The organism is Sphingomonas lycopersici, from assembly GCF_026130605.1.
Taxonomy (GTDB): Bacteria; Pseudomonadota; Alphaproteobacteria; order Sphingomonadales; family Sphingomonadaceae; genus Sphingomonas; species Sphingomonas lycopersici.
Genome location: NZ_JANFAU010000003.1, coordinates 22,822 through 46,829 on the forward strand (window position 1 = coordinate 22,822; position 24,008 = coordinate 46,829).

Sequence of the window (24,008 nt, forward strand, 5' to 3'; positions counted from 1 at the left end):
GATGGAAACGACGCTTTTCTACGGCGGCGAATGGCATCTGCCGGCCAAGGAAGCGTGGTTCACGGTGGTCGACCCGGCGACCGGCCGCCCGATCGGGCGCACCGCGCTGGCCGGCGCAGCGGATGTCGATCGCGCGGTCGACGCCGCGCGCGCCGCGCAGCGCGACTGGGCCGCGATCGGCGCGGACGCGCGCGCGCGCATCCTCCACGCCGCCGCCGATCGCATCGCCGAACGCGCCGATGCGATCGCGCGGCTGCTGACGCTGGAACAGGGCAAGCCCGTCGGCGACAGCCGCAAGGAAATCGATTTCGGCGTCGAGGTGATTCACTATTACGCCGAGGAGGCGCGGCGTGTCGGCGGCTCGATCCGGCCGAGCGCCTCGCCCGAGGTGCGCAACCTCGTCAGCCATCACCCGGTCGGCATCGTCGCCGGCATCGTGCCGTGGAATTATCCGGTCGATCTCTATTGCTGGAAGGTGGGGCCGGCGCTCGCCGCCGGCTGCCCGGCGATCATCAAGCCGCCGCACGAAACGCCGTTCGCGATTGCCGAAGTGGTCCGCTGCTTCGACGAAGCCGGATTGCCGCCGGGCGTTCTCGCCAACCTGCCTGGCCGCGGCCCGGAGGCCGGCGCCGCGCTCGCCGCGCATCCCGGGATTGCGATGATTTCCGCCACCGCGTCGATCGCCGCGGGCCAAGAGATTGCGCGCCGCGCCGCGGGCAATCTCAAGCGGCTGAGCCTCGAACTCGGCGGGCATGCCCCGTTTATCGTCCTGCCCGATGCCGATGTGGAAGCGGCCGCCAAGGCGGCGCTGCGGCGGTCCTTCTCGAACATGGGGCAGATCTGCATCGCGGTGAACCGCATCCTCGTCCACCGCGACGTCCACCATCGCTTCGCCGACGCGCTGGCGGCGCAGACGGATGCGATCGTGCTGGGCCATGGCCTTGAGGAAGGCGTGGCTTACGGCCCGGTCCTCAACGCGAGCGTGATCGAGCGGACGCAGGCGCATCTCGACGATGCTTTGGCCAAGGGCGGGCGGTTGCTGGCCGGCGGGCAACGGCCGCGGCTCGACGGGCTGGAGGAAGGATTCTTCTATCGCCCGACCTTGGTGGATGAGGCGCCGCTCGATTCGCTGCCGATGACGAGCGAAAGCTTCGGCCCGATCGCCGCGATGCGCGCCTTCGACACGATCGAGGAGATGCTGGCGATCGCCAACGGCCTGGAATTCGGCCTCGCCGCCTATCTCTACACCGAGGATCTGGAACGCGGCTGGGCGATCGCCGAGGCGCTCGAATGCGGAATGGTCGGGGTGAACGTCAACGATACATCCGATCTCCAGGCACCGTTCGGCGGGACCAAGCTGAGCGGCCTTGGCCGTGAATTGGGGACCGAGGGGCTGATGGCGTATCTGGAACCCAAGCTGATCCGGATGCGGCGGCGGGCGATCGGTTAGGCCGATCCCTCGGCGCTAATCCACCCGCCAACCCGGCTCAAGGCCGGGGTGACGAGGGATATGCGGCGACCGGCGTGTAAATGAGATCCACCCCGGCGTAGGCCGGGGTCCAGCAGCGGGCCGGTCGGGACTGGATGCCGGCCTTCGCCCGGGTGGCCGTTCCATCTCTTGTGTCCCCGCGAAGGCGGGGACCCAGTCTGGGCTCCCGCCTTCGCGGCAGCACAAGGGCACGCGCGGTTTGATTGCGCTGAGGCGCATGACGCGCAAATCCCGCACCGAATTGCGAGCGGTTCGCAACAATATGCTTGACCCGGTCCAGCAGCGCATTTAGCCCGCGTTGCATCGATAACGATTCGCAATAGCGAAAATAACCGGGAAACAGCCTTGTCCAACCTCATTCGCCGTATCGGCCGATCGGAAGCGCGCGCCGGCATATCCGCGCTCGCGTCCTGCGTCGCTGTTCTGGCCCCGCCGGCGGCCGCGCAGGACGGCGATCCGCTGGTGATCGTCGATCCGCGTGGCACGATCACCGTCAGCGCGACGCGGTTACCGCAGAAGGTGGAGGAGGTGCCCGCGACCGTCAGCGTGATCACCGATCGCCAGATCGCCGACCAGCTCGCCTCCGACATCAAGGATCTCGTCCGCTTCGAGCCCGGCGTGAGCGTGCGGCGCGCGCCGACCCGGTTCGGCGCGGCGAACGGCGCGACCGGGCGCGACGGCAATGCCGGTTTCAACATCCGCGGGCTGGAGGGCAATCGCGTGTTGATCCAGGTCGACGGGGTGCGCGTGCCCGACGGGTTCGATTTCGGCGCGCAATCCGCCGGGCGCGGCGATTATGTCGATGTCGGGCTGGTCAAATCGGTCGAGATTCTGCGCGGCCCGGCATCGGCGCTCTACGGCAGCGATGGGCTCGCAGGGGCGGTGAGCTTCACCACCAGCGATCCGATCGATTTCCTGCGCAACGGGAAGCAGATCGCGGGGCTGGGCCGCGTGGCCTATGATTCCGCCGACCGCCAGTTTTCCGAAACCGCGATCCTCGCCGCACGCAGTGGCGACTGGTCCGCACTAATCGCCTATACCCGCCGCGACGGGCATGAGCTCGACAATAAGGGGACCAACGAGGAGCGCAATTCGCGCCGCACCGCGCCCAATCCGCAGGACAGTTTCTCCAACGCGATCCTCGGCAAGATCGTGTGGCAGCCGAGCGACGCGCATCGCGTGCGGCTGACGGTCGATCATTATGACGATCATGTTCGCACCAATGTGCTGAGCGGTATCGCCCCGGTGCCGACGGCGCCGACCGGCGTGATCGGGCTGACCGCGCGCGATGAGACGCGGCGCGACCGCATCAGCCTCGATTGGCGCTATAGCGGGAGCGGCGCGCTCGCCTCCGCGCAGCTCGCTTTCTGGTATCAGCAGGCGCGGAACCGCCAGTTCAGCGCCGAGGATCGCTATACCGCGGCCGATCGCACCCGGCTCAATACCTTCGACAATCGCGTGTTCGGGGCGAGCGCCGAATTGCGCAGCGACGTCACCACCGGGGCGCTGACCCACCGCATCGTTTATGGCGGCGATGTCAGCGTGACGCGGCAGAAGGGTGTGCGCGACGGTACGGTGCCGACCCCGCCCGACGTTTTCCCGACCCGTGCCTTCCCGGTCACCGATTTCACGCTCGCTGGCGCCTATCTGGGCGATGAGATCGGTGTCGGCGGCGGGGTGCTGACGCTCTATCCGGTGCTGCGTTTCGATCATTACAATCTCGATCCGAAGCAGGACGCGCTGCTGCCCGGGTTCAGATCGGCGGGGCAGAGCGGATCGCGCGTCTCGCCCAAGGTCGGCGGTGTGGTGAAGCTGGGCGGGGGCGCGAGCCTGTTTGCCAATTATGCGCAAGGGTTCAAGGCGCCGTCGCCGACCCAGGTGAACCAGTTCTTCCAGAATCTGGCGCAGGGCTATACCTCGATCCCCAACCCCGATCTGCGCCCGGAGACGAGCGAGACCTGGGAGGGCGGATTGCGCGTGTCGAGCGGCGCGGTCAGCGCGGGGGTGACAGGGTTCACCGGCCGCTATCGCAATTTCATCAGCCAGCAGGTCGTCGGCGGGTCGTTCCGCCCGAGCGATCCCGCGGTGTTCCAGTTCATCAACCTCAATCGCGTCAAGATCGACGGCGTCGAGGGTCGTATCGACCTGCGCGCACCGAGCGGCGTCTCCGCGCGGATGGCGATCAGCTATGCGAAGGGGAGCGTCTCCGAGCCTGACAAGTCGCGGCAACCGCTGTCGACGATCGATCCGCTCAAGCTGGTGGTGGGGATCGGTTATGACGCCCCCGAACGCCGCTTCGGCGGGCAGATCATCGCCACCCATGCGGCACAGAAGGAACTCGGCCGGACGGTCTATGACGATACGGCCAGCGGGGCGCAGACGACGATCTGCAACGGTGCGCCGTGCTTCCGGCCGGGCGGGTTCACGATCCTCGATGCGACCGCCTATGTCCGCGTCGGCGAGGCGCTGACCTTGCGCGCCGGGGTCTTCAACATCCTCGACGCCAAATATGCCTGGTGGAGCGATGTGCGCGGGCTCGCCGCCAATTCCACCGTCACCGACGCTTACACCCAGCCGGGCCGCAACGTGAGCGCATCGCTCACCGCCCGCTTCTGATCCTTGGGGGATAAGATGAAGAAGATCCTGCTGCTTTCCGTTCTGCTCGCCGCCACCGCCGCGCCGCTGCCCGCCTTTGCCGACGGCCCGCTCAAGGCGCGCGATGCGGCGGCCGAAGCGCAATCCTTCCAGGCCGATCGCGCGGCGATCCTCGCGATGGCGGGCGATTACAAGGTGACCTTCGACATGCGCGAAACCACGCCGTGGCGCGCCGATTATGCCCCGATCGCCGCCAAGGTGTCGGGCGGGCACGAGGCGGTACGGGTGATCGAGGACAGCGGGCGCCGCATCGCGCTCCAGCATCTGCTGGTGGTGAAGGACAAGAACGGTAAGCCGGTGGTGATCAAACACTGGCGGCAGGACTGGAGCTACGAGCCCGAAAGCGTGCTGGTCTATGCCGGCAAGGGGCGGTGGAACGTCGAGGCGGTGCCCGCCGCGATGCGCGCCGGGCGCTGGTCGCAGACGGTGTGGCAGACCGACGATTCGCCGCGCTACGGCGGCTGGGGCCAATGGACCGACGAGGGCGGGGTGCGGCGCTGGCGCAGCAACTGGACGTGGCGCCCGCTCGCGCGGCGCGATGCGGTGCGCAATCCGCCCTACGATCGCTATCTCGCGATCAACCGCCACTCGCCCTCGCCGGCGGGGTGGATCCACTGGCAGGACAATATCAAGATGGGGCCGGAGCCGGGGACCGCGGGGCAGGGCAGGATCGTCCCCTTCGTCCAGGAATCGGTGCTCAATTCCTATGTGAAGGACAATGGGTTCGATGCCGCCGCGGCCGATGCCTATTGGGCGGCGAGCAAGGATTATTGGGCGGCAATCCGCACCGCCTGGGATACGGCGATCGCGCGCGACAAGGGGGTGAGCGTCACCGAAGTCGCCGATACCGGCTCGGCCGGCGCCGAGCGGTTGATGGGGCTGGCCGACGATATCCAGGCAGGCAAGATCAAGACCGCCGCGGCGATCGAGCGCGGCCGCGCGATCGTCGCCGAGGTCACCCGCCGCTGACGCGCGCAGGCGAGGAGCCGCCATGTACCGCTATCTCGATCGTCGCGTCACCGATCTCGGCGAACCGCAACGCTTCCTGCTCGCCGCGATGCGGCTGTGGGTCGAAAGCGCGGGTGGTGGGCGGTGCTGCTGCGCCGCGCTGGTCAGGGGCTTTGCACATTGCCGGGTCGGCGCCGCGGTGCGCGATTTCGGCATCGTGATGACCGCACTCGATCGCGACGCGCTGGAAAAGCTCACCTTCGGGTGTCGCCGTGCGATGCGCGTCAGCGAGGACGAGGCGCGGATGCTGACGCTGTTCGACGCCGCGCTCGGCGCCGACGCCCCGCGCGTTCGCCGTATCGCCGCGACCCTGGTGCGCGACGAGACGACGGCGACGCTCGCCACCGCGGTCGAATGGGTCGCGGTTCGCCTTTCCGATGGCAGTTTCATGGAACACGACCAGTGAAGATGGATGTTCGCGCCCCCGCGCTGATTCCCGACAACCCCGCTTTCCAGCGCGTCGGCGTGCGCTGGGTGCGGCATTGGAACGAGCATCTGTTCAGTTTCGCGGTCGACCGCCCGGCGTCGTTCCGTTTCCGCTCGGGCGAGTTCGTGATGATCGGGCTGCCGGGGGAGCAGGATGCGCGCCCGGTGATGCGGGCTTATTCGATCGCCAGCCCGGCGTGGGCCGAGGAGCTCGAATTCCTGTCGATCAAGGTGCCGGGCGGCCCGCTGACGGGGCGGCTGCAGGCGGTGCGGGCGGGCGACCAGCTCTATCTGGGGCGCAAACCGACCGGGACTTTGGTGTGCGACGCGCTGCTCGGTGGGCGGCGCCTGTGGCTATTGGCGACGGGCACCGGGCTTGCGCCGTTCCTCAGCCTCGCGCGCGATCCCGAGGTTTATGAACGCTTCGGGCAGGTCGTCATCGTCCACGGTGTGCGCCGCGTGAGCGATCTTGCGTGGCGCGAGCAGCTCGTCGCGCAGCTTGCCGGCGATCCGCTGGTGAGCGAGCAGGCGCTGCTCCAGCTCCATTATCTGCCGACGGTGACCCGCGAGCCGTTCCATACCGCGGGGCGCATCACCGCGCTGATCGGCGACGGGCGATTGTTCGCGCCGCCGGTGATGGGGCCGCGCGGCTTCGATGCCGCGATCGACCGCGTGATGCTGTGCGGCTCGACCGAGATGATCCGCGAAACCAGCGCCTTGCTCGCCGATGCCGGGCTGCGCGAAGGGTCGAATGCCAATCCCGGCCATTATGTGATCGAGCGCGCGTTCGTCGGCTGATGCCGCGCAGCTCGCCTAATGCTGATTGTTCGGATAGCTGATGATTAGCGCCAGCGGCTCGCTGCCGGTCTGGCGGATGCCGACCACGGCTTTCCGGTAGAGATAGGCCGCCATTCCGGGTTTCAGCTTCCGCGTCACGCCGTCGCTGGTCACCTCGCCTTCGCCCGACAGAACATAATAGACCTCGTCGTGATCGATCGGGTGGAGGCCGATCGCTGCCCCGCGATGCAGCACGCGCTTGCGGAATTCCATCGCGCGCGGGGCAGGGGCGGCGTCGCTGATGCGATAGGCGGTCGACATCCCGATATTGCCGTGCGGCGGCGGCTCCTCGCGCCGGACATCCTCGTCGCGGACGACCACCATCGCGGGCGCCCCCGCCGCCAGCAGGAGCGCCCCGATCATTGCCGCCGCGCCCGGTCGCGCGCCGAAAAGCTGAGATGATCCGGCGTCATTGAACGTCTCCCTATGCGGTGCGATCGGTCACAGCCGGATCGGGCCGTGATCGAGCAGCTTGTGGTGGACGCGCCGCCGTTGTCCCGGGCGGCGCGCCTCCTGTTCGATGCGCAGCGGCACCCAGCCTTCCGCGGCGCGGACCGCCGGGGTACGCGCGATGGTGGCGAGGTCATTGCCGAACGATGCGAAATAGGCGGGTTCGCCCTGCCATTGCGCCAGATCGCCGAGCACCGCATCGGGCGCACGCCCGTCGACGTGGAGCGCAAGGTCGGCGAGGCCGCGGCAGGTGCGGAACAACATCCAGTGGATATGGCCGAGCCGGTCCGCTGCGCTGGCGAACAGGCCGCAATCGGCCATCAGCATCTCGGCATAGGTCGCCCAGCCTTCGGCGAACGGCGCGGTATAACGCTTGCGCAGCGGGTGCGGCGCGGCGCGCGCTTCGAGCGGCATCTGGATCATATGACCGGGCAGCAATTCATGCGCGACGACGCTTGGCAGCGAGAAGCGCGGGCGCCGCGCGATCCGTTGGAGGTCGACGACATAGGCGCCGCGAGCGCGCGGCGCGGGCAGGATGCGATAACCGCCTTTCCCGGCGGCGTCGAGCGCGCGCACATCGACGTCGAGGCACGCGGGGGGCAAGGTGCCGAACAGGCCGGGGAGCTTCGGCCGGATCGCCGCCAGCGTCGCGCGCATCCCCACGACCGCCGCATCGCGCCCGGCGGCCTCGTCGGGATAGAGGAAGCGTGGATCGCGCCACAACCACTCGAACCGCGCGCCGGTGGTGCCCGCCGGCACGCCCAGCGCATCGAACGCTGCGTCGGCCTGCGCCGCCAGCATTGCCCGGCGCGCCTCGAGATCGCGGCGGATCTCGGCGAGTTGCACCGTGTCGCCGGTTATCCGCCGCATCTGCCACTCGAACCGTTCGGCGGGCTGCAGCGCGGGGTTCGCGAGCTGCCGATCGATCGTCAGACCGGCGCGTGCGGCGGCGAGATCGAGGCGTATCCCCGGCGAGGCACCCTCGTCCGATACGCCCGCCAGCCGCGCCAGCGCCGCCTGCGGGTCGAGCGTCATTGCCGCATCGAGCGCTTGCTTGATCGTTGCGTCGCTGGCGTTCGTCGCGCGGGCGGCAGCGGGGCATGCGGCAAGCGCGACCACGCCCGCGATCGTCTGACGACGAGTGACCGGGGCATCTTGCGCGATGGAGGAGCGGGGCGCGGCGGATATCGTCACCGGATCACGACTTTGTTGTTCATCGCGGTCACCTCGGGCGCATCGCCCGGCAGTGCCACCGTCGCGGTGAGCCGGGTCGCCCCCGCCGGCACGCGCAGCCGCACTATCGCCGTGCGCGGCACGAGATCAAGCGGCGCGTCGAGCGGCGGGATAGCGGCGCTCGCCACGACGCGGCCGGCGGCATCGGCGATCGTCAGCGTGCCGCCGCCGGTCGGCTTCGCGCCGAGGCTGTGGACGGTCACCGCCAACCGGCCACCCTGACGCGCTACATCGTCCACCCCGATGCCGAGATCGGGGCGCTCCTCGACGGGCTCGCCCGCGCGCGCCAGCGTGAATTCGTAGGTGGTCGTGGTACGCGGCGCGAATTCCACCTCGGTCGAGGCGGAGCGTTCCAGCGCCAATTCACCGGTCGTCGCGGCCTTGCCTTCCTCGATGCGGGTCATCCGCCATTGTCCGGCGGTGACGTTCCACGCGGTCATCGTCGCGCGTTGCGGCTGGTCGGTGCGGTTATAGGCGATGACGCGGAAGCGCTCGCGCGTCGCGCCGGGCATCAGGATCGCGACATCCTCGCCCGCGCCGGGCTGCGCGAAACGCCAGCTCACGCTATTCCCCGGCCAGGTCTGATTGCGGCGCAGCGCGATCCCGCCGAGCCGCTCGCGCTGGAGAATCTCATTGGGCTGGTCGACCCGATCGGACCACCAATGCCCTTCGGTATACATATAGTCATGCCGCGCCTTGTCGGCGATCGCATCGGCGTGGAGCGTTTCCAGCGCCGACAGGTCGCCCGATCCGTCCCACCGCGCATAACGCGTGAAATCGCTTGCGCCTTTGGCGAGATCGCCGCGCAGCGCCGCGCCGTCGGGCAATGCGGCGAAGGCGTTCTCGTTGATCTCGGCGAGAACACTCGGCCCCGATTGCGCGATCCGCGCGGTCATCGGGCGGAGATATTTGGCATCGCCGGTGAAACGCCACGCCGCCCAGCCGCTCTGGAAAGGCGTGGTGACGCCGCCGCCGTCGCCGGCCTGTTCCTTATCGCTGCCCCAGTTGATCTCGTTGGGGAAGGACCAATGCCCGCCGGCGTCCTGCTTGCCGTGGGCGAGCCAGCCGTCCATCACCCCGGTCACCAGCCCGCGCGCGGCGGGGTTGCCGTTGTACAGGCCGATCAGGATCGGCGCGTGCATCATCACGAAGCTATAGGGTTTCTGCCACGCCCAGGCCGGGTCGCGATATATTTTGCGCGCGCCGTACCAGTTGGAGGCGAAGTGCATATGCCCGGCGGGGTTGGTGACGATCACGCCCTGCAGCGCCTTGACCGTCGCCATCAGCCGCTCGACCGATTTGGGCTCGCCCCAATTGAGGTAGAGCCGTTCGGCATCCGAGTTCAGCCCTTCCTCATAAGCATGCAATTCGTCGGTGGTGAGATAGCCCAACCCATTGACGATCATGCCGTTCTTATATGCCGCGTCGGACAGGGCGCGCAGCGAGGCGTTGATCTTGTCGGGCTCGACGCCCATCAGCGCGAGCCCGGGCCATTGTTGGGTCAGATCGGTATCGTCGGAAATCCCGCCGCCGAAATCACCGTAGGGCACTTGCCGGTTGTCGATCCACCACGAGACGTAACGGCGGACGTATTTGAGATCCTCGAGTTGGCGGAACGCCCAGAGCGGCTCGCCGCGCCGCGGCGTGGGCTGGGTGAAGGGCGCGAGGTTTTCCGGGCGATAATTGATATCCGCCCAATAGCTGCGCGCCTGCCGGTTGTCGGGGTCGACGCGGAGCAGATCGGTGATGTCGGCGAACAGCCGGCGATAGAGCGCCATCCGCTTCGAGGCGGTATGCTCCTCGACCAGAAAACCCCAATTGTCGCGCACCTGATTGAAGCGATCGGCGACATGCTCCTTCAGCGCCTCGGCGCGCGGCTTGAATACCAGCCGGATGCGCGCGCCGTCGAGGCTGTCGGCGGAAAAGGCGGGGTCGGATGCGGCGATCGAGAGATAGAGACTGTCGTGCGGTAGGATGCGGTCACGCAAATCGAGCCACAGGGTGCGCTTCTCGCCCGGCTTCACCGTTACCGTGAGGTCGATCATGTCGCGGCCGGACCACAATGGGTCCTTGACGCGGATATCGAGCGCGACTGGCTTGCTGCCCCTGAGCGCGGGCAGGTCGATCGCGACGCCGTCGAGCCCGTCGTGGATATTCTGCCAGCCATAATCGAACGCGCGTGCGACCGGCTGATCGGGCGGGGCATCGCCGAGGCTGGCGGGGATCAGGATATGGACGATCGGCGCCAATCCCTCGGCGCGCGCCGCCCGACCCGCACCGCCCGCCGCGCCGGCGCCCACCGCGGCCTTCACCCCCGATGTCGGCATCGCCACCACGGTCGCGCGCTCCTCGGGGGGGTAGCGGCCGGCGATGAAGGTGTTGAGATCGGAGAGCGCGGCGAGATCGGGGCGCATCGCGCTGTGGATCGTATAGTCGAGCTTGAAGCTGCCGCTCGGCTCGGCGCCGGGGCCGATATCATAGGCCCATATTTCCTGGATCGGCTGCTCCTGCATCACATTGGTGAAGTGGAGCGCGCCGCCGGTCACTGCCGGAAAATCGCTGATGCTGCGCACGACGCCTTTAGGGCGGGAGGCGAGCTGCTTCTCCTTGCCCCCGTCCTTGCCCTCTGCAGTCCATGTCAGCGCGCCATAGGCCGCACCGCGCAGCTCGACGCGATTGATGCGGTCGCCGGGCGGGATCGTCAGGTCATAACGCTTGCCGCCCTCGACATAGACGTTCCAGTCGGGCAGCTCGAAATAATCGTCGCGGCCGGGCAGCCGCGAGCGGTTATAGACCCCCGGCCAGGTCGTTTCGGCGATGCCGTCGACGCCCTTGAACATCCATTGCTTCAGATCCTTGGCCTCGGCGAATTCGACCTTGCGCACCCGCGTCACCGGGGTGTCGAGCAGCGGCGGCAGCGTCTTGTCCCAGCCGTAGCGGTGAAGCCACGCCTGCCACGCCCCCGTCGGCTGCGCCTCGGGGAGCGCGCCCGGCTCCTGCTTCGCCGCGAGTTGCGCGATATTCGCCGGGGAAAGCGCGCGGTCATAGACGCGCAGCTCGTCGATATCCGATCCGCGCATGAAGCTGTAACGGCTCTGCACCTGATGCGGCGCCATGACGCGGCCGGCGAGCCCGAACTGGTCGAGCCCGGAATCGAGATCGGCCGCCTCGGCCTTGGCCGCCACTTCGCGGCCGTCGATGTAAAGCGTCACGCCCTTGGTCTCGTCCCAGGCGAAGGCGATATGGTTCCAGTCGCTCGCCGCAGGCGGGATCGGCATTCGCCAAGACACCCGGATGCGCGACAGATTGGCGTTGGTGACGAAAGCGTCGAAGCCGTGGCCGTTCCAGTCGATCCTGAGGAACGCCATGTCCCAGCTGCTGTGATCGGCGAAACCGGCGCGGAAGATGACGAACGGCACCTCCCCGACAGGCGTTCGCGCGCGCCAGAAGAAGCTCAACGTGCCGCGCGCGGCGCGCATGTTGCCCGGCGCCTGCCACGCGACATAGCCGTCGTCGGCCCAGCGCGCCGCACCGCCGATCGCGCCGTCGGGGACGATATCGACATGCGCGCGAAAATTGGGCCTGGCCTCGCCATGCGCGATCTCGGCGGTCAGATCGTGGTCGGCCGACATACGGAACAGCAGACCGGGCTGATCCGGCGTCTGCGCGCCGGCCTCCTGCGCCGCCAGCGCCGCCGCCAGCACCCAGAGGCTCGTCCTCCTCATGCTGCTATCCGGTCAGAGCGTATCGACACGCGCCAGCCGCGGGCTGAGCAGGTGCACGATAGCGACCGCGATCAGATAGACGCTCCCCGCCACCGCGAAGATCGCCGCATAGCTGCCGGTGGTCTGGAGGATATAGCCGGTGAATTTGGCCATCATCATCCCGCCGATCGCGCCGACCATCCCGCCGATCCCGACCACCGATCCCACCGCCGCGCGCGGGAACATGTCCGACGGGATTGTGTAGAGATTGGCGGAGAAGGCCTGATGCGCCGCGGTCGCCAGCCCGACGATCGCGACCGCGAGCCACAGATGCGAGACATATTGCGCGAAGAAGATCGGCGTCACCAGGATCGCACAGGCCAGCATCGTCAGCTTGCGCGCGGCATTGGCGCTCATCCCGCGCTTCATCAGCCGCGACGACGACCAGCCGCCGGCGACGCTGCCGAGATCGGAAATCAGATAGATCACCACCAAAGGTGGGCCGAAGCTGACCAGATCGAGATGATAGGTCTTGGCGAGGAAATCGGGGGTCCAGAAGAGGAACAGCCACCAGACCGGATCGATCAGGAACTTGCCCAGCGCATAGGCCCAGGTCTCGCGATAGCCGAGCAGCTTGAGCCAGCCGATCCTGCGGGTCGAATCCGCAGGGTCGCTCTCGATATAGGCCAGCTCCCCGGCCGAGACGCGGGTGCTTTCGCGCGGCCGGCGATAAAGCGCGATCCACGCGACGAGCCAGACGAGGCTCGCCGCGCCGGTGACGATGAACGCCATCCGCCAGCCGAAGGCGATCGTGATCATCGGGACGATCAGCGGGGTCACGATCGCGCCAACATTGGCGCCGGCGTTGAAGATCCCCGTCGCCAGCGCGCGCTCGCGCGCAGGGAACCACTCGCTCACCGCCTTGAGCCCGGCGGGGAAGTTGCCGCTCTCGCCGATGCCGAGGATGAAGCGCGCGGCGGAGAATTGGAACGCCGAATGGACGAAGCCGCACAATGTGTGCCCGATCGTCCAGATCACGAAGGCGATCGAATAGCCGATCCGCGCGCCGACCAGATCGACGATGCGGCCGAAGCTGATATAGCCGATCGCATAGGCCGCCTGGAACCAGAAGATGATGTCGGCATAGGTCATTTCGGACCAGCCGAGCTCGGCCGAGATCGTCGGCTTGAGCACGCCGATCATCTGGCGATCGACATAATTGATCGCGGTCGCGGCGAACAGCAGCGCGCAGATCACCCAGCGATAGCGGCCCACGGCGGGCTGGACGGTCGGCGTTTCCATATCCTCTCCTCACCACCGGCTGCGCAGCCTCTTTAACCGGGCCGCGTCATGCCATCGCGCGTTTACTGTGCCTCGATCGTGCAGCTTACCGAAAGCCGGTGGTCAAAGCGCGCCTCGATCCGATCGCCCACCGTCACCGGATGAACCCCGGTGACCGCGCCGGTCGAGATCCAGTCGCCCGGCGAGAGCTTGATCCCGCGCGCGGCGGCGTGGCGGAACAGGAAGCGCGCCGCGCCGATCGGGCCGTCGAGCATATCGGCGGCGATGCCCTCACCACGTACCTCGCCGTTGACGCGCAGCGCCACCGGCCAGTGGTTGAAATCCACCGCGCGCCAGCTGTCGATCGCCGCGCCGATCACCAGGCCGTTGTTGTTGCCGAAATCGGCGATGGTGACGGTCGGGCCGAGATCGTTGATGCCGGGGAAGGGCGAACTCGCGATCTCGATCCCGATATGCACCGCGTCGATCAACGCGTGCACCTCATCGGGGGTGAAATCTTTTTGTCCTTCCGCCGGCGCGGTGCCGATGCGGAGCAGGAATTCGGCCTCGGCCGCGCCGAACCCGCCGGCGTAGATTGGCATCGCCGGCGGCGTGGCGGCGGCGGCGAACACCTGCTGCGCGAAGATCGGTCCGGCCAGCCGATCGACGCCCTCGACCGGCGGGTTGATCCGTCCGACCTTCCAGCCGACGACCCGCTGGCCGGCCAGCTCGATCGCGACATTCTGGATCGTATAGGCCGCGTCGAGCGTGGCGGGGATCGCACCGGGAAAGTCGGGAAGCGGGGTCGCCGTGCGCCGCGCCTCGACGAAGGCGCGTGCGATATGCGGAGTCTGGCTGTCTGACGTCACCCTTTTCCCTCTCCCTCGGCGGTGCAATCGGGTTATTGGAAACCGGTGTCAATTGCAAGCACCTGTGGCGATCGATCAGCTCAGAATATCGTCCCATCGGCGGTCGAGGATCAGCCGAACGGCGTCAATTATCGCGAAATGATCGTCATAATTATCTGTAATATAGAGATTTATCGACGAAAGGATGCGATCGGCTGCCGTGCTGACGTCGGCGCCTTGGACGAGCTCTGCCAAGGCCGTGGCGGCAGGATCGATGATCCCGGTGTCATCACGGATACGCTCGATCACGAACGCTAGCCAGCCGGCGATCGCGCGGATAACATGCCGCGGCTTGCGCCCCCGGCGCAGCGCCTCGGCCAGCGTATCGCCGAGCCGATAGGGGATTTTCTGCGACCCGTCCTGCGCGATCTGCTCCAGCCGGTGCGCGATCACCGGGTTGCGGAAGCGCGTCAGCACGCTCGCGGCATAGCCGGGCAGGTCCATCCCCGGCACCGGATCGATCGTCGGCACGATATCCTCGGCGATCATCCGTTCGACGAACGTGTTCAGCGCGGGATCGCTTATCGCTTCGAACACCGTCGCATGGCCGCGCAACAGCCCGAGATAGGCAAGGGTCGAATGCGCGCCGTTGAGGATGCGCAGCTTGGCGCGCTCATAAGCCGCGACATCATCGGTCAGGATCGCGCCTACCTGCCCCAAGGCGGCGAGCGCGGGGTCGCCGATATCCTCGATCACCCATTGCACGAAGGATTCGCGCTGGACCGGCACCGCGTCGGTCAGGCCCAGCGTCTCGGCCACGTCGGCGAGCAATTGCGGGTCGCTCGCCGGGGTGATCGAATCGACCATCGTCGAGGGGACGGCGACTTCTCCGTCGATCCAGTCGGCCAGCCGGGGATCGCGCCGGCGTGCGAAGGCGACGAGCGCGGCTTTCAGCTTCACCCCATTGGCGGCGAGATTGTCGCACGGCATCGGCACGAAGGGCGCGGCGCCCGCGTCGCGCCGCGCGGCAAGCCCGGCGACGATCCAGCCGATCACGCTGCGTGGCTGCGCGGCGCGAAGATCGTGCGCGATATCGGGGTGATCGAGATCGAGCGTCCCGTCGGCCGCGAGGCAATAGCCCTTTTCGGTGACGGTGGTGGTGACCAGCCGCACTCCCGGATCGGCGAGCAGCGCGGCGGTCTCCGCGGCCTGCTGCGGGCCGAGGAAGCGCTGGTGCGCGCCGATGATGCGCAGCGCAGGCTGAGCATCGCGCACCGCGACAGTGTACAGCCCGTCCTGCGCCGCCAATGCCTCGATCGTGCCGGAGCTGCGCAGCGACACGCCGGCGATCCCCCAGCGCGGATCGTGATCGAGCAGGTCGTCGATATAGCTCGCTTGATGCGCGCGATGGAATGCGCCCGGGCCGAAATGGACCACGCCGATGCTCGGCGCGGCGCGATGGCGCGGCGCACGGATCGCGCCGGGGATCGCGCTCAACGTTGCGCGAGACAGCCTCACAGCGTTACCCCCCGTTTCCAGATCGCGATCTCTCGCTCGTTGTTGCGCTCCGCCGCGGTCTCCTGGCCGGACGCCGTCGCGAGCAATATATTGCATAGCGCCGCTTCGGCGGCATCGCTTCCCTCGGTCAACACGCGGCCGGCGTCGAAATCGATCCAGTCGGGCTTGCGCATTGCGAGTGTGCTATTGGAGGCGATCTTGAGCGTCGGCACCGGAAAGCCCAGTGGGGTGCCGCGCCCGGTGGTGAACAGGATCGCGCTCGCCCCCGCCGCCGCCAACGCGGTCGAGGAGATCGCATCATTGCCCGGCGCGTCGAGCATCGTCAGCCCCGGCGCGCGCACCGCGGCGCCATAATCGATCACGTCGACGATTGCGGCGTGGCCGGCCTTCTGCACCGCGCCGAGCGACTTTTCCTCCAGCGTGGTGATCCCGCCGGCGATATTGCCGGGAGAGGGGTTTTCCGACACCGGCGCGCCGTGATCGAGGAAATAGCGTTTGAACCCGTTGACCGTCGCGACGATGCGATCGAACACCTCGGCATCGATCGCGCGATCCATCAGCGCCTGTTCGGCGCCGAACATCTCCGGGATTTCGGTGAACACCACCCGCCCGCCGGCCGCGACGATGCGGTCGCTGATGCGCCCGACCAGCGGATTGGCGGTAAGCCCCGACAATCCGTCCGACCCGCCGCATTTCACCCCGATCACCAGATCGGCAAGCGCGCAATCCTCGCGCGTGGCGCGCGCCGCCTCCGCCAGTTCGGCGACCAGCGCGACGCCCTCGGCGACTTCATTCTCGCTCATCTGCGCGGCAAGCGTGCGGATATGGCCGCGTCGCGCGGGGGGAATTGCGTCGAGCAGGTCGGCGATCTGATTCTCCTCGCACCCCAGCCCGACGATCAGCACCCCGCCGGCATTGGGGTGCTGCGCCAGCCCGGCAAGGATCGCGCGGGTGCCGCCGAGATCGTCGCCGAGCTGCGAGCAGCCGTGCGGATGCGCGAAGGCGTGAACCCCGTCGACCGCATCGCCGACCAGTGCGGCGGCCTGGGCGGCGATCCGCTGCGCGGTGCGCGCGACGCAGCCGACGGTCGGCAATACCCAGATTTCGTTGCGGGTCGCCACCCGCCCGTCGGCGCGGCGATAGCCCGCGAAACGCCCGGCGGACGGCGTATCGGGCATCACGGCGGCGTGTGGCATGTAACGATAGTCGAGCGTCGCCGAGAGATCGGTGGCGCAATTATGCGTGTGGACATGCGCGCCCGCGGCGATTGCCTGCGTCGCGTGACCGATCGCGCGGCCGTATTTCACGATCCGCTCGCCGGCGGCGATATCGCGCAGCGCGACCTTGTGCCCGCGCGCGATATTCTCGCGCAGCGCCACGCCTTCGATCGTCTCTCCTGCCACCGCATCGTGCAGCAGTGTCGCCACCATATCCGATGCCGCAACCTTGATCGCGCTTCTCATGTCGTCGAAAGCCGTTTTGGAAACCGGTGTCAGCTATAGCCGGATGTGCTATGCTTGCAAGACTGGCGATAAAGTCGGGAGCAATCTATCACTATCGCGATGCAGAAGACCGGCCAGCCGACGATCAATGACGTCGCCCGTATCGCGGGCGTCTCCAAGAAGACCGTGAGCCGCGTGATCAATCACTCGCCCTTGCTCAACGAGGAGACGCGCAAGCGGGTCGAGGAGGTGATCGCCGATCTCGGCTACATCCCCAATCCGCAGGCGCGCGCGCTGGCATTGCGCCGCAACTTCCTGATCGGGCTGGTGCATGACAATCCCAATGCGCAGACGGTGATGAACGTCCAGCAGGGGATGCTGGAGGCGCTGCACGGCACCGAATTCGAGATGGTGGTGCGCCCGGTCGATCGCGGCGCGGCGACGATGCTCGACGATCTGCGCCACTTCCTCGAGCGCCAGCGCCTGTTCGGCGTGCTGCTGATGCCGCCGGTCAGCGAGAACGATATGGTGGCGAAATTGTGCGACGATATCGGCTGTCGCTATGTCCGCATGGGATCGGCACAGCTCGATGATGCCGCGCATATGGTCGCCTCGAACGATCGTGAGGCGGTGCGCATCGCGGTCGAATATCTGGTCGAACAGGGGCATGAGCGGATCGGACTGGTCGCCGGGCCGCACGGCTTCCGCTCGGCGCGCGAGCGCCGGCTGGGGTTCGAGGATGCGCTGGGCGCGGCGGGCATCGCCTTGCCGCGCTCGCTGATCGCGGACGGCAATTATACCTTCGAATCGGGGCTGATCGCGGCGGAGCGGCTGCTCGATCTGGTGCCGCGTCCGACCGCGATCTTCTCCTCGAACGACGAAATGGCGGCGGGGGTGATCCACGCCGCGCGGCAACGCGGGCTGGAGATTCCGCGCGACTTGTCGATCATCGGGTTCGACGATACGCCGATCGCGGCGCATGTCTGGCCACCGCTGACCACGGTGCGCTGGCCGATCGCCTCGATGGCGCGCTCGGCGGCGCTCAAGCTGATCGCGGGCGCCGAGGAGGAGGAAGTGGGGGTGGAGGAGCCGTCGCTGTTCCTTTCGACGTTGATCCGCCGCGGCTCGGTCGCGGCGCCGGGGCGGTAGAGCGCTTCCCGGATGCGCGCGGCCTGTGCGCTCGGGGCTCGGCCCGCGAAACCTTAATGCGCTCCCGTCTTCGCGGGGACACGGATTTTGCTGCGAACACATGAACGAGGACGGCGGAACAATGGTTGCACATCGATCTGACACCGGTTACCGTGCAAACCGCAAGTGGAGAGGAGGACGATCGTGAAAGCGCTGGCGCTGCACCCGGACCGGCTGTTTCCGGCCGACGCCGCAACGCGCGATATCGCGCGGGCGCTCTACGCCACGATCGCGGATGCGCCGATCGTCAGCCCGCACGGCCACACCGATCCGCGCTGGTTCGCGGACGACGCGCCGTGGACCGACGCGACGAGCCTGCTGCTCGCCCCCGATCATTATCTCTATCGCATGCTCTACAGCCAGGGTGTGTCGCTCGACGCGCTCGGCGTGCCCGATCGCAACGGCATGCCGGCGACCGATCCGCGCGCGGCGTGGCGGCTGTTCGCGGGCCATTATCATCTGTTTCGCGGCACACCTTCACGCTTGTGGCTCGATCATGTGTTCGCCAAGGTGTTCGGGTTCGAGGTCGCGCTCGATGCCGCCAGCGCCGATGCCTATTTCGATACGATCGGCGAAAAGCTCGCCGACGACGCCTTCCGCCCGCGCGCGTTGTTCGATCGTTTCCGTATCGACTTCCTCGCCACCACCGAAGGCGCGCACGACAGCCTCGATGCGCATCATGCGATCCGCGCCTCGGGGTGGAACGGGCGCGTCGTCACCACCTATCGCCCCGACGGGGTGATCGATGTCGAGCATGAGGCCTTTGCGCCGGCGATGGCGCGTTTCGCCGAGCTGACCGGCGAGGATGTCTACGGCTGGAAGGGCTATCTCGCCGCGCACCGCCGCCGCCGCGCCGATTTCCGCGCCGCCGGGGCGACCGCGACCGACCACGGCCATCCGACCGCGGCGACCGCCAATCTCTCGGATCGCGAATGCGAGGCGCTGTTCGCGCGGATCGTCGGCGGCGGGTGGAGCACGGCCGATGCCGAGCTGTTCCGCGCGCAGATGCTCACCGAAATGGCGAAGATGAGCGTCGACGACGGGATGGTGATGCAGATCCACCCCGGATCCTGTCGCAACCACAATGCCGGGCTGTTCGCCAGCCACGGCCGCGACAAGGGCGCGGATATCCCGACGCGCACCGATTATGTCCACGCGCTGCGCCCGCTGCTCGACGTGGTGGGCAACGAACGCGATCTGTCGGTCATCCTCTTCACGCTCGACGAAAGCACCTATGCGCGTGAGCTTGCGCCGCTCGCGGGCCATTATCCGTGCCTCAAGCTCGGCCCGGCGTGGTGGTTCCACGACAGCCCCGAGGGGATGCGCCGCTTCCGCGAGATGACCACCGAGACCGCCGGTTTCTACAACACCGTCGGGTTCAACGACGATACCCGCGCCTTCCTCTCGATCCCGGCGCGGCACGATGTCGCGCGGCGGGTGGATTGCGCCTTCCTCGCACGGCTCGTCGCCGAGCATCGGCTGGCGGATTGGGAAGCCGCCGAACTGGCGCAGGAGCTGACCAGCGGGCTCGTGCGCCGCGCGTATCGCATTGACGACTGATTTTCCCAGGAGTTTGACGATGTACGACCGGACCTATTACGCGACGCATCCCGACATGATGGAATGCGTGTCGAACGAGGAATTGCGTGACCGCTATCTGATCCAGGGGCTGTTCCGCGCCGGCGAATGCGTGCTCAATTATACCCATGCCGATCGCTTCGTGATCGGCGGCGTCGCGGTGACCGATGCCCCGGTCAAGCTGCCCGATCAGACCGAGCCCGCCTCGGCGGCGGGGCATCCGTTCCTCGAGCGGCGCGAGCTGGCGATCGTCAATGTCGGCGCGGTGGAGGGAACGGTCACCGTCGACGGCGAGGCGTTCACGCTCGGCAACAAGGATTGCCTCTATGTGACGATGGGTGCGAAGGAGGTGCTGTTTTCGGGCAAGGGCGCGCGCTTCTATCTCGCATCGTGCCCGGCGCATAAGGCGTTCACCACGCGCAAATTGGGCATCGCGGACGCCAATGCGCTCGATCGCGGGAGCCTGGCCGAAAGCAACGAGCGGACGATCTACCAGCTCGTCATCCCCGGCGTGTGCGACAGCGCGCAGCTCGTCATGGGGCTGACGGTGCTCAAGCAAGGCAGCGTGTGGAATACGATGCCGCCGCATGTTCACGAGCGCCGTTCGGAAATCTATTTCTACTTCGAGCTCGACAATCTCGATACCGATCGCGTGATGCATTTCATGGGCGAGGGCGAAGCGACGCGGCATATCGTGATGCAGAATGAGGAAGCGGTGATTTCCCCGCCCTGGTCGATCCATATGGGCGCGGGGACCAAATCCTATGCTTTCATCTGGGCGATGGCCGGGGAGAATCAGGATTATACCGACATGAATGTCCTCGATATCTGCCAACTGGCGTGAAAACTGTGGCACATCCCTTTGATCTTTCAGGGCGGGTTGCGATCGTCACCGGCGCCAATACCGGGATCGGGCAGGCGATCGCGGTGGCGCTCGCCGCGGCGGGCGCGGACGTTGCCTGCGTCGGGCGCACCCCGGCCGAGGAGACCGTGGGCAAGATCCGCGACCTTGGCCGGCGCGCCGAGATCGTCGCCGCCGATCTGTCGACGATCGAGCCGGTGCAGCGCGTGGTGGACGAGACGGTGGCGCGGCTCGGCGGCTTGCATATTCTGGTCAACAATGCCGGGATCATCCGCCGCGCCGATGCGGTGGACTTTACCGAGGCGGATTGGGATGCGGTGGTCGATACCAACCTCAAATCGGTGTTCTTTCTCAGCCAGGCGGCGGGGCGGCATATGATCGCGGCGGGCTATGGCCGGATCATCAACATCGCCTCGATGCTCACCTTTCAGGGAGGGATTCGTGTGTCGAGCTATACCGCGTCCAAATCCGGGGTCGGCGGGCTGACCAAATTGCTCGCCAACGAATGGGCGGCGAAGGGGGTGACGGTCAACGCGATCGCGCCCGGCTATATCGCGACCAACAATACCGCCGCGCTGCAGGCCGACGAGGGGCGCAACAAGGCGATCCTCGACCGCATCCCGGCGGGGCGCTGGGGCGATGCGGCCGATCTCGGCGGGGCGGCGGTATTCCTCGCCTCGGATGCGGCGGCCTATGTCCAGGGGCATATCCTGGCGGTCGACGGCGGGTGGCTGGCGCGATGACCGCCCCACGCATTCTCGCCTTCGGGGAGATCATGCTGCGGCTGTCGCCGCCGGGGCGCGAATTGCTGCTCCAGACCCCGCGCTTCGACGTGTGGGTGGCGGGCGCAGAGGCCAATGTCGCGACCCAGCTCGCCCTGCTCGGGCATCAGGTCGGTTTCGCCAGCCGGGTGCCCGACAATGATCTCGGCCGCGCAGCGATCGCCAGATTGCGCGGCGCCGGGGTCGACGTGCGCCATATCGCCACCGGCGGCGAACGGATGGGGCTGTATTTCGTCACCAACGGCGCCGGGCTGCGCGCGACCGAGGTGGTCTACGACCGCGCCGGTTCGGCCTTCGCCGAGGCACCGGCGGAGAGCTGGGACTGGGATCGGCTGCTCGACGGGGTGACGCGGCTGCATCTTTCGGGGATCACCCCGGCGCTGGGGCCGGTGCCGGCGCGCAGCGCGCTCGCCGCGGTCGAGGCGGCGGCGGCGCGCGACATCGCGATATCGTTCGACGGCAATTGGCGCGGCAAATTATGGGCGCGGTGGGACGGCGACCCGCGCGCGATCCTGTCGGGGATCGTCGCGCATGCCGATCTGATGTTCGGCAACCACCGCGATATCGCCTTGCTGCTCGGGCGCGATGACTTTGCCGGCGAAGGACGTCGTCGCGAGGCGGCCGAAGCGGCGTTCGAGGCCTTCCCCAAGCTCAAGACGATCGCCTCGACCGCGCGCGCGGTCGCGCATGTCGATCTCCACCGGCTGTCGGCGCGGATCGATGTCCGCGACGGCGCGGCGCAGACAGAGGAGATCGAGCTCGCCGGGATCGTCGATCGCGTCGGCGGCGGCGACGCCTTTGCCGCCGGGGTGCTCCACGCGCTCGAAAGCGGACAGGATATCGCCGCCGCGGCGCATAGCGGGCTTGCGCTTGCCGCGCTCAAACACTCGATCCCCGGCGATGCCGCGCTGTTCCGTCAGGCCGACATCGACGCTTTCCTCGACGGCGGGCGCGATGTCCGGCGGTGACGGCTGGACCCGGCGCGGCGCGATCGGGGCGGGGGCGGCGCTGCTGACCCTCCCCGGCGTGGCGCGGGGGGCGGTGGGCGACGCGCCGGTGCGGACCGCCGCCGGCAGCTTCCTCGGCACGCGCGAGAACGGGGTGCGGGCGTTTCGCGGCATCCGCTACGGCCGCGCCGAGCGGTTTCGCGCGCCGTTCGGGGTCGCCGAGCCGGGGCGCACGATCGTTGCGGACCGCTTCGGCGCGGTCTGCCCGCAACAGGGACCTTATGGGCCGCAGGACGAGGATTGCCTGTTCCTCAACATCTGGACCCCGGAGGCCGACCCGCGTGCGCGGCGGCCGGTGATGCTCTATGTCCACGGCGGCGCCTATTCCAACGGCAGCGTCACCGATCCGCTCAACGACGGGCAGGCGCTCGCTACGCGCGGCGAGGCGGTGGTGGTCACCGTCAACCACCGGCTCAACGCGCTCGGCTATCTCTATCTCGCGCGGCTCGACCCGCGCTTCGCCGATAGCGGCAATGCCGGGCAGCTCGATCTTGTCCTCGCCCTGCAGTGGGTGCGCGACAATATCGCGGCGTTCGGCGGCGATCCGGGGCGGGTGATGCTGTTCGGCCAGTCGGGCGGCGGGGCGAAGATCGCCACCCTGATGGGGATGGACGCCGCCAAGGGGCTGTTCCACCGCGCCACGACGATGAGCGGGCAGCAGGTCACCGCCTCGGGCCCGCTCCACGCCACCGAACGCGCGCGCGCCTATCTGGCGAAATTGGGGGTGGGGGAGGGAGACCTTTCGCCGCTGCGCGCGATGCCGGTCGAGCGACTGGTCGCCGCGCTCGACGCGCGGGATCCGATCATGCCGGGCGGGGTCTATTTCGGGCCGGTGCTCGATATGCGCTGGCTGACCCGCCACCCGTTCTGGCCCGACGCCAACCCGCTGGGGAACGGCATCCCGATGATGCTGGGCAATGTCCGCGACGAAACCCGTGCGTTCATTCCGCCGGATTCTGCGAAGATGCGCGATCTCGACTGGGACAATCTCGCTGCGCGGATCGCGCCCGAGATGCGGATCGATGCCCTGCCCGAATGGGTCGTCGCGCAATATCGCGCGCATTACCCGTCCTGGTCGCCGAGCGACGTCTTCTACGGCGCGACGACCGCCGCGCGCAGCTGGCGCGGGCAGGTGATCGAGGCGGAGGCGCGCGCCGCCGCCGGGGTGCCGGCCTGGGTCTATCAGGTCGATTTCGCCTCGCGCAGCGATCCGCGCCGCGGCGCCTTTCACACGATGGATATTCCGCTGGTGTTCGGCACCTTGGGCGCGACGGGATCGCAGACCGGAACCGGCGCGGACGCACAGGCGGCGAGCCGCGCGATGCAGGATCGCTTCATCGCCTTCGCCGCCGGCGGCGATCCCAACCGGTCGGGGCTGACGCCGTGGCCGCGTTACGATCTGACGCGGCGCGCAACGATGATCTTCGACGCGCGATCGCGGGTCGAAGACGATCCGCGCGGCTGGCAGCGCGAGCTGTTCGCCCGCATTCCCTATATCCAGCCGGGAACATGATTTCGTGCCGATCGCGCTTCGCTATTTGCTGTTGACACCGGTTACCATGCCGGTCAAATAGCAACTCTAAGGCGGCCATAGAGTCGCCGGAAAGCGGGGAGGATCACCCGGAAGCGCCTCGAAAGGGCACTCTGTCCCTCCCCGACAGTCGGTTTTCAGCGCCGGAATCGCATCAGCATGCGAAACC

The 24,008-nt window shown here is 67.8% G+C and carries 18 protein-coding genes; 11 read left to right on the plus strand and 7 right to left on the minus strand.

Annotation, left to right across the window (positions count from 1 at the left end; translation table 11 throughout):
- The first annotated feature begins 1 nt into the window (after position 1).
- From NED98_RS06880 to NED98_RS06900, 5 genes are all read left to right on the plus strand, one after another.
- The gene (locus tag NED98_RS06880) at positions 2 to 1,450 is read left to right on the plus strand and encodes an aldehyde dehydrogenase family protein (protein WP_265312336.1); all 1,449 of its coding nucleotides are present in this window, start codon (positions 2 to 4) and stop codon (positions 1,448 to 1,450) included.
- A gap of 384 nt (positions 1,451 to 1,834) precedes the next feature.
- A complete protein-coding gene (locus NED98_RS06885) occupies positions 1,835 to 4,105 on the plus strand; it encodes a TonB-dependent hemoglobin/transferrin/lactoferrin family receptor (RefSeq protein ID WP_265312337.1) in 2,271 nt (756 codons plus the stop codon).
- Between the two features lie 15 nt (positions 4,106 to 4,120).
- On the plus strand, positions 4,121 to 5,113 hold the full coding sequence (locus tag NED98_RS06890) for a DUF6607 family protein (protein ID WP_265312338.1): 993 nt from the start codon (positions 4,121 to 4,123) through the stop codon (positions 5,111 to 5,113).
- Positions 5,114 to 5,135: 22 nt separating this feature from the next.
- Positions 5,136 to 5,558, plus strand: coding sequence for a hypothetical protein (locus tag NED98_RS06895; protein ID WP_265312339.1), 423 nt, complete (start codon positions 5,136 to 5,138; stop codon positions 5,556 to 5,558).
- Positions 5,559 to 5,560: 2 nt separating this feature from the next.
- On the plus strand, positions 5,561 to 6,376 hold the full coding sequence (locus tag NED98_RS06900) for a ferredoxin--NADP reductase (RefSeq protein ID WP_265312806.1): 816 nt from the start codon (positions 5,561 to 5,563) through the stop codon (positions 6,374 to 6,376).
- 15 nt (positions 6,377 to 6,391) lie between these two features.
- Here the strand turns inward: NED98_RS06900 and NED98_RS06905 are convergent, their stop codons facing one another.
- The 7 genes from NED98_RS06905 to NED98_RS06935 all read right to left on the minus strand — a co-directional run bounded on the left by NED98_RS06905 (position 6,392) and on the right by NED98_RS06935 (position 16,912).
- A complete protein-coding gene (locus NED98_RS06905) occupies positions 6,392 to 6,778 on the minus strand; it encodes a cupin domain-containing protein (protein ID WP_265312340.1) in 387 nt (128 codons plus the stop codon).
- Positions 6,779 to 6,856: 78 nt separating this feature from the next.
- On the minus strand, positions 6,857 to 7,984 hold the full coding sequence (locus NED98_RS06910; protein ID WP_265312341.1) for a DUF885 domain-containing protein: 1,128 nt from the start codon (positions 7,982 to 7,984) through the stop codon (positions 6,857 to 6,859).
- Positions 7,985 to 8,055: 71 nt separating this feature from the next.
- Positions 8,056 to 11,823 carry a LamG domain-containing protein gene (locus tag NED98_RS06915; RefSeq protein WP_265312342.1) on the minus strand — a complete coding sequence of 1,256 codons (3,768 nt, stop codon included), beginning with the start codon at positions 11,821 to 11,823 and terminating at the stop codon, positions 8,056 to 8,058.
- A gap of 12 nt (positions 11,824 to 11,835) precedes the next feature.
- Positions 11,836 to 13,104, minus strand: coding sequence for an MFS transporter (locus NED98_RS06920; RefSeq protein ID WP_265312343.1), 1,269 nt, complete (start codon positions 13,102 to 13,104; stop codon positions 11,836 to 11,838).
- Positions 13,105 to 13,166: 62 nt separating this feature from the next.
- Positions 13,167 to 13,952 (minus strand): 2-keto-4-pentenoate hydratase, encoded by a 786-nt coding sequence (locus NED98_RS06925; RefSeq protein WP_265312344.1) that lies wholly within the window; start codon positions 13,950 to 13,952, stop codon positions 13,167 to 13,169.
- Positions 13,953 to 14,027: 75 nt separating this feature from the next.
- A complete protein-coding gene (locus NED98_RS06930) occupies positions 14,028 to 15,449 on the minus strand; it encodes a mannitol dehydrogenase family protein (protein WP_265312345.1) in 1,422 nt (473 codons plus the stop codon).
- The gene (locus tag NED98_RS06935) at positions 15,446 to 16,912 is read right to left on the minus strand and encodes a UxaA family hydrolase (protein WP_265312346.1); all 1,467 of its coding nucleotides are present in this window, start codon (positions 16,910 to 16,912) and stop codon (positions 15,446 to 15,448) included. The genes NED98_RS06930 and NED98_RS06935 overlap by 4 nt, the downstream gene beginning before the upstream one ends.
- 99 nt (positions 16,913 to 17,011) lie before the next feature.
- On the opposite strand from NED98_RS06935, the gene NED98_RS06940 reads away from it, so the two are divergent.
- The 6 genes from NED98_RS06940 (at position 17,012) to NED98_RS06965 (ending at position 23,821) form a co-directional block, all read left to right on the plus strand.
- Positions 17,012 to 18,040 carry a LacI family DNA-binding transcriptional regulator gene (locus NED98_RS06940; protein ID WP_265312347.1) on the plus strand — a complete coding sequence of 343 codons (1,029 nt, stop codon included), beginning with the start codon at positions 17,012 to 17,014 and terminating at the stop codon, positions 18,038 to 18,040.
- Between the two features lie 180 nt (positions 18,041 to 18,220).
- A complete protein-coding gene (gene uxaC / locus NED98_RS06945) occupies positions 18,221 to 19,639 on the plus strand; it encodes a glucuronate isomerase (protein ID WP_265312807.1) in 1,419 nt (472 codons plus the stop codon).
- Positions 19,640 to 19,658: 19 nt separating this feature from the next.
- Positions 19,659 to 20,501 carry a 5-dehydro-4-deoxy-D-glucuronate isomerase gene (gene kduI, locus NED98_RS06950; protein ID WP_265312348.1) on the plus strand — a complete coding sequence of 281 codons (843 nt, stop codon included), beginning with the start codon at positions 19,659 to 19,661 and terminating at the stop codon, positions 20,499 to 20,501.
- Between the two features lie 5 nt (positions 20,502 to 20,506).
- On the plus strand, positions 20,507 to 21,262 hold the full coding sequence (gene kduD / locus NED98_RS06955; protein WP_265312349.1) for a 2-dehydro-3-deoxy-D-gluconate 5-dehydrogenase KduD: 756 nt from the start codon (positions 20,507 to 20,509) through the stop codon (positions 21,260 to 21,262).
- Positions 21,259 to 22,269: a sugar kinase gene (locus NED98_RS06960; protein ID WP_265312350.1), complete on the plus strand. Its 1,011-nt coding sequence runs from the start codon at positions 21,259 to 21,261 to the stop codon at positions 22,267 to 22,269. Before kduD ends, NED98_RS06960 begins: the two co-directional genes overlap by 4 nt.
- Complete coding sequence (locus NED98_RS06965; RefSeq protein ID WP_265312351.1) at positions 22,256 to 23,821, plus strand: carboxylesterase/lipase family protein; 1,566 nt, start codon at positions 22,256 to 22,258, stop codon at positions 23,819 to 23,821. The genes NED98_RS06960 and NED98_RS06965 overlap by 14 nt, the downstream gene beginning before the upstream one ends.
- The last annotated feature ends 187 nt before the right edge of the window (positions 23,822 to 24,008 follow it).

Bases quoted from the DNA above. Each gene is read 5' to 3' on its own strand.
- NED98_RS06880 (WP_265312336.1), top strand. From the start codon at position 2: ATGGAAACGACGCTTTTCTACGGCGGCGAATGGCATCTGCCGGCCAAG.
- NED98_RS06890 (WP_265312338.1), top strand. From the start codon at position 4,121: ATGAAGAAGATCCTGCTGCTTTCCGTTCTGCTCGCCGCCACCGCCGCG.
- NED98_RS06895 (WP_265312339.1), top strand. From the start codon at position 5,136: ATGTACCGCTATCTCGATCGTCGCGTCACCGATCTCGGCGAACCGCAA.
- NED98_RS06900 (WP_265312806.1), top strand. From the start codon at position 5,561: ATGGATGTTCGCGCCCCCGCGCTGATTCCCGACAACCCCGCTTTCCAG.
- NED98_RS06905 (WP_265312340.1), bottom strand. From the start codon at position 6,778: ATGATCGGGGCGCTCCTGCTGGCGGCGGGGGCGCCCGCGATGGTGGTC.
- NED98_RS06915 (WP_265312342.1), bottom strand. From the start codon at position 11,823: ATGAGGAGGACGAGCCTCTGGGTGCTGGCGGCGGCGCTGGCGGCGCAG.
- NED98_RS06920 (WP_265312343.1), bottom strand. From the start codon at position 13,104: ATGGAAACGCCGACCGTCCAGCCCGCCGTGGGCCGCTATCGCTGGGTG.
- NED98_RS06935 (WP_265312346.1), bottom strand. From the start codon at position 16,912: ATGAGAAGCGCGATCAAGGTTGCGGCATCGGATATGGTGGCGACACTG.
- NED98_RS06940 (WP_265312347.1), top strand. From the start codon at position 17,012: ATGCAGAAGACCGGCCAGCCGACGATCAATGACGTCGCCCGTATCGCG.
- kduI (WP_265312348.1), top strand. From the start codon at position 19,659: ATGTACGACCGGACCTATTACGCGACGCATCCCGACATGATGGAATGC.
- NED98_RS06960 (WP_265312350.1), top strand. From the start codon at position 21,259: ATGACCGCCCCACGCATTCTCGCCTTCGGGGAGATCATGCTGCGGCTG.
- NED98_RS06965 (WP_265312351.1), top strand. From the start codon at position 22,256: ATGTCCGGCGGTGACGGCTGGACCCGGCGCGGCGCGATCGGGGCGGGG.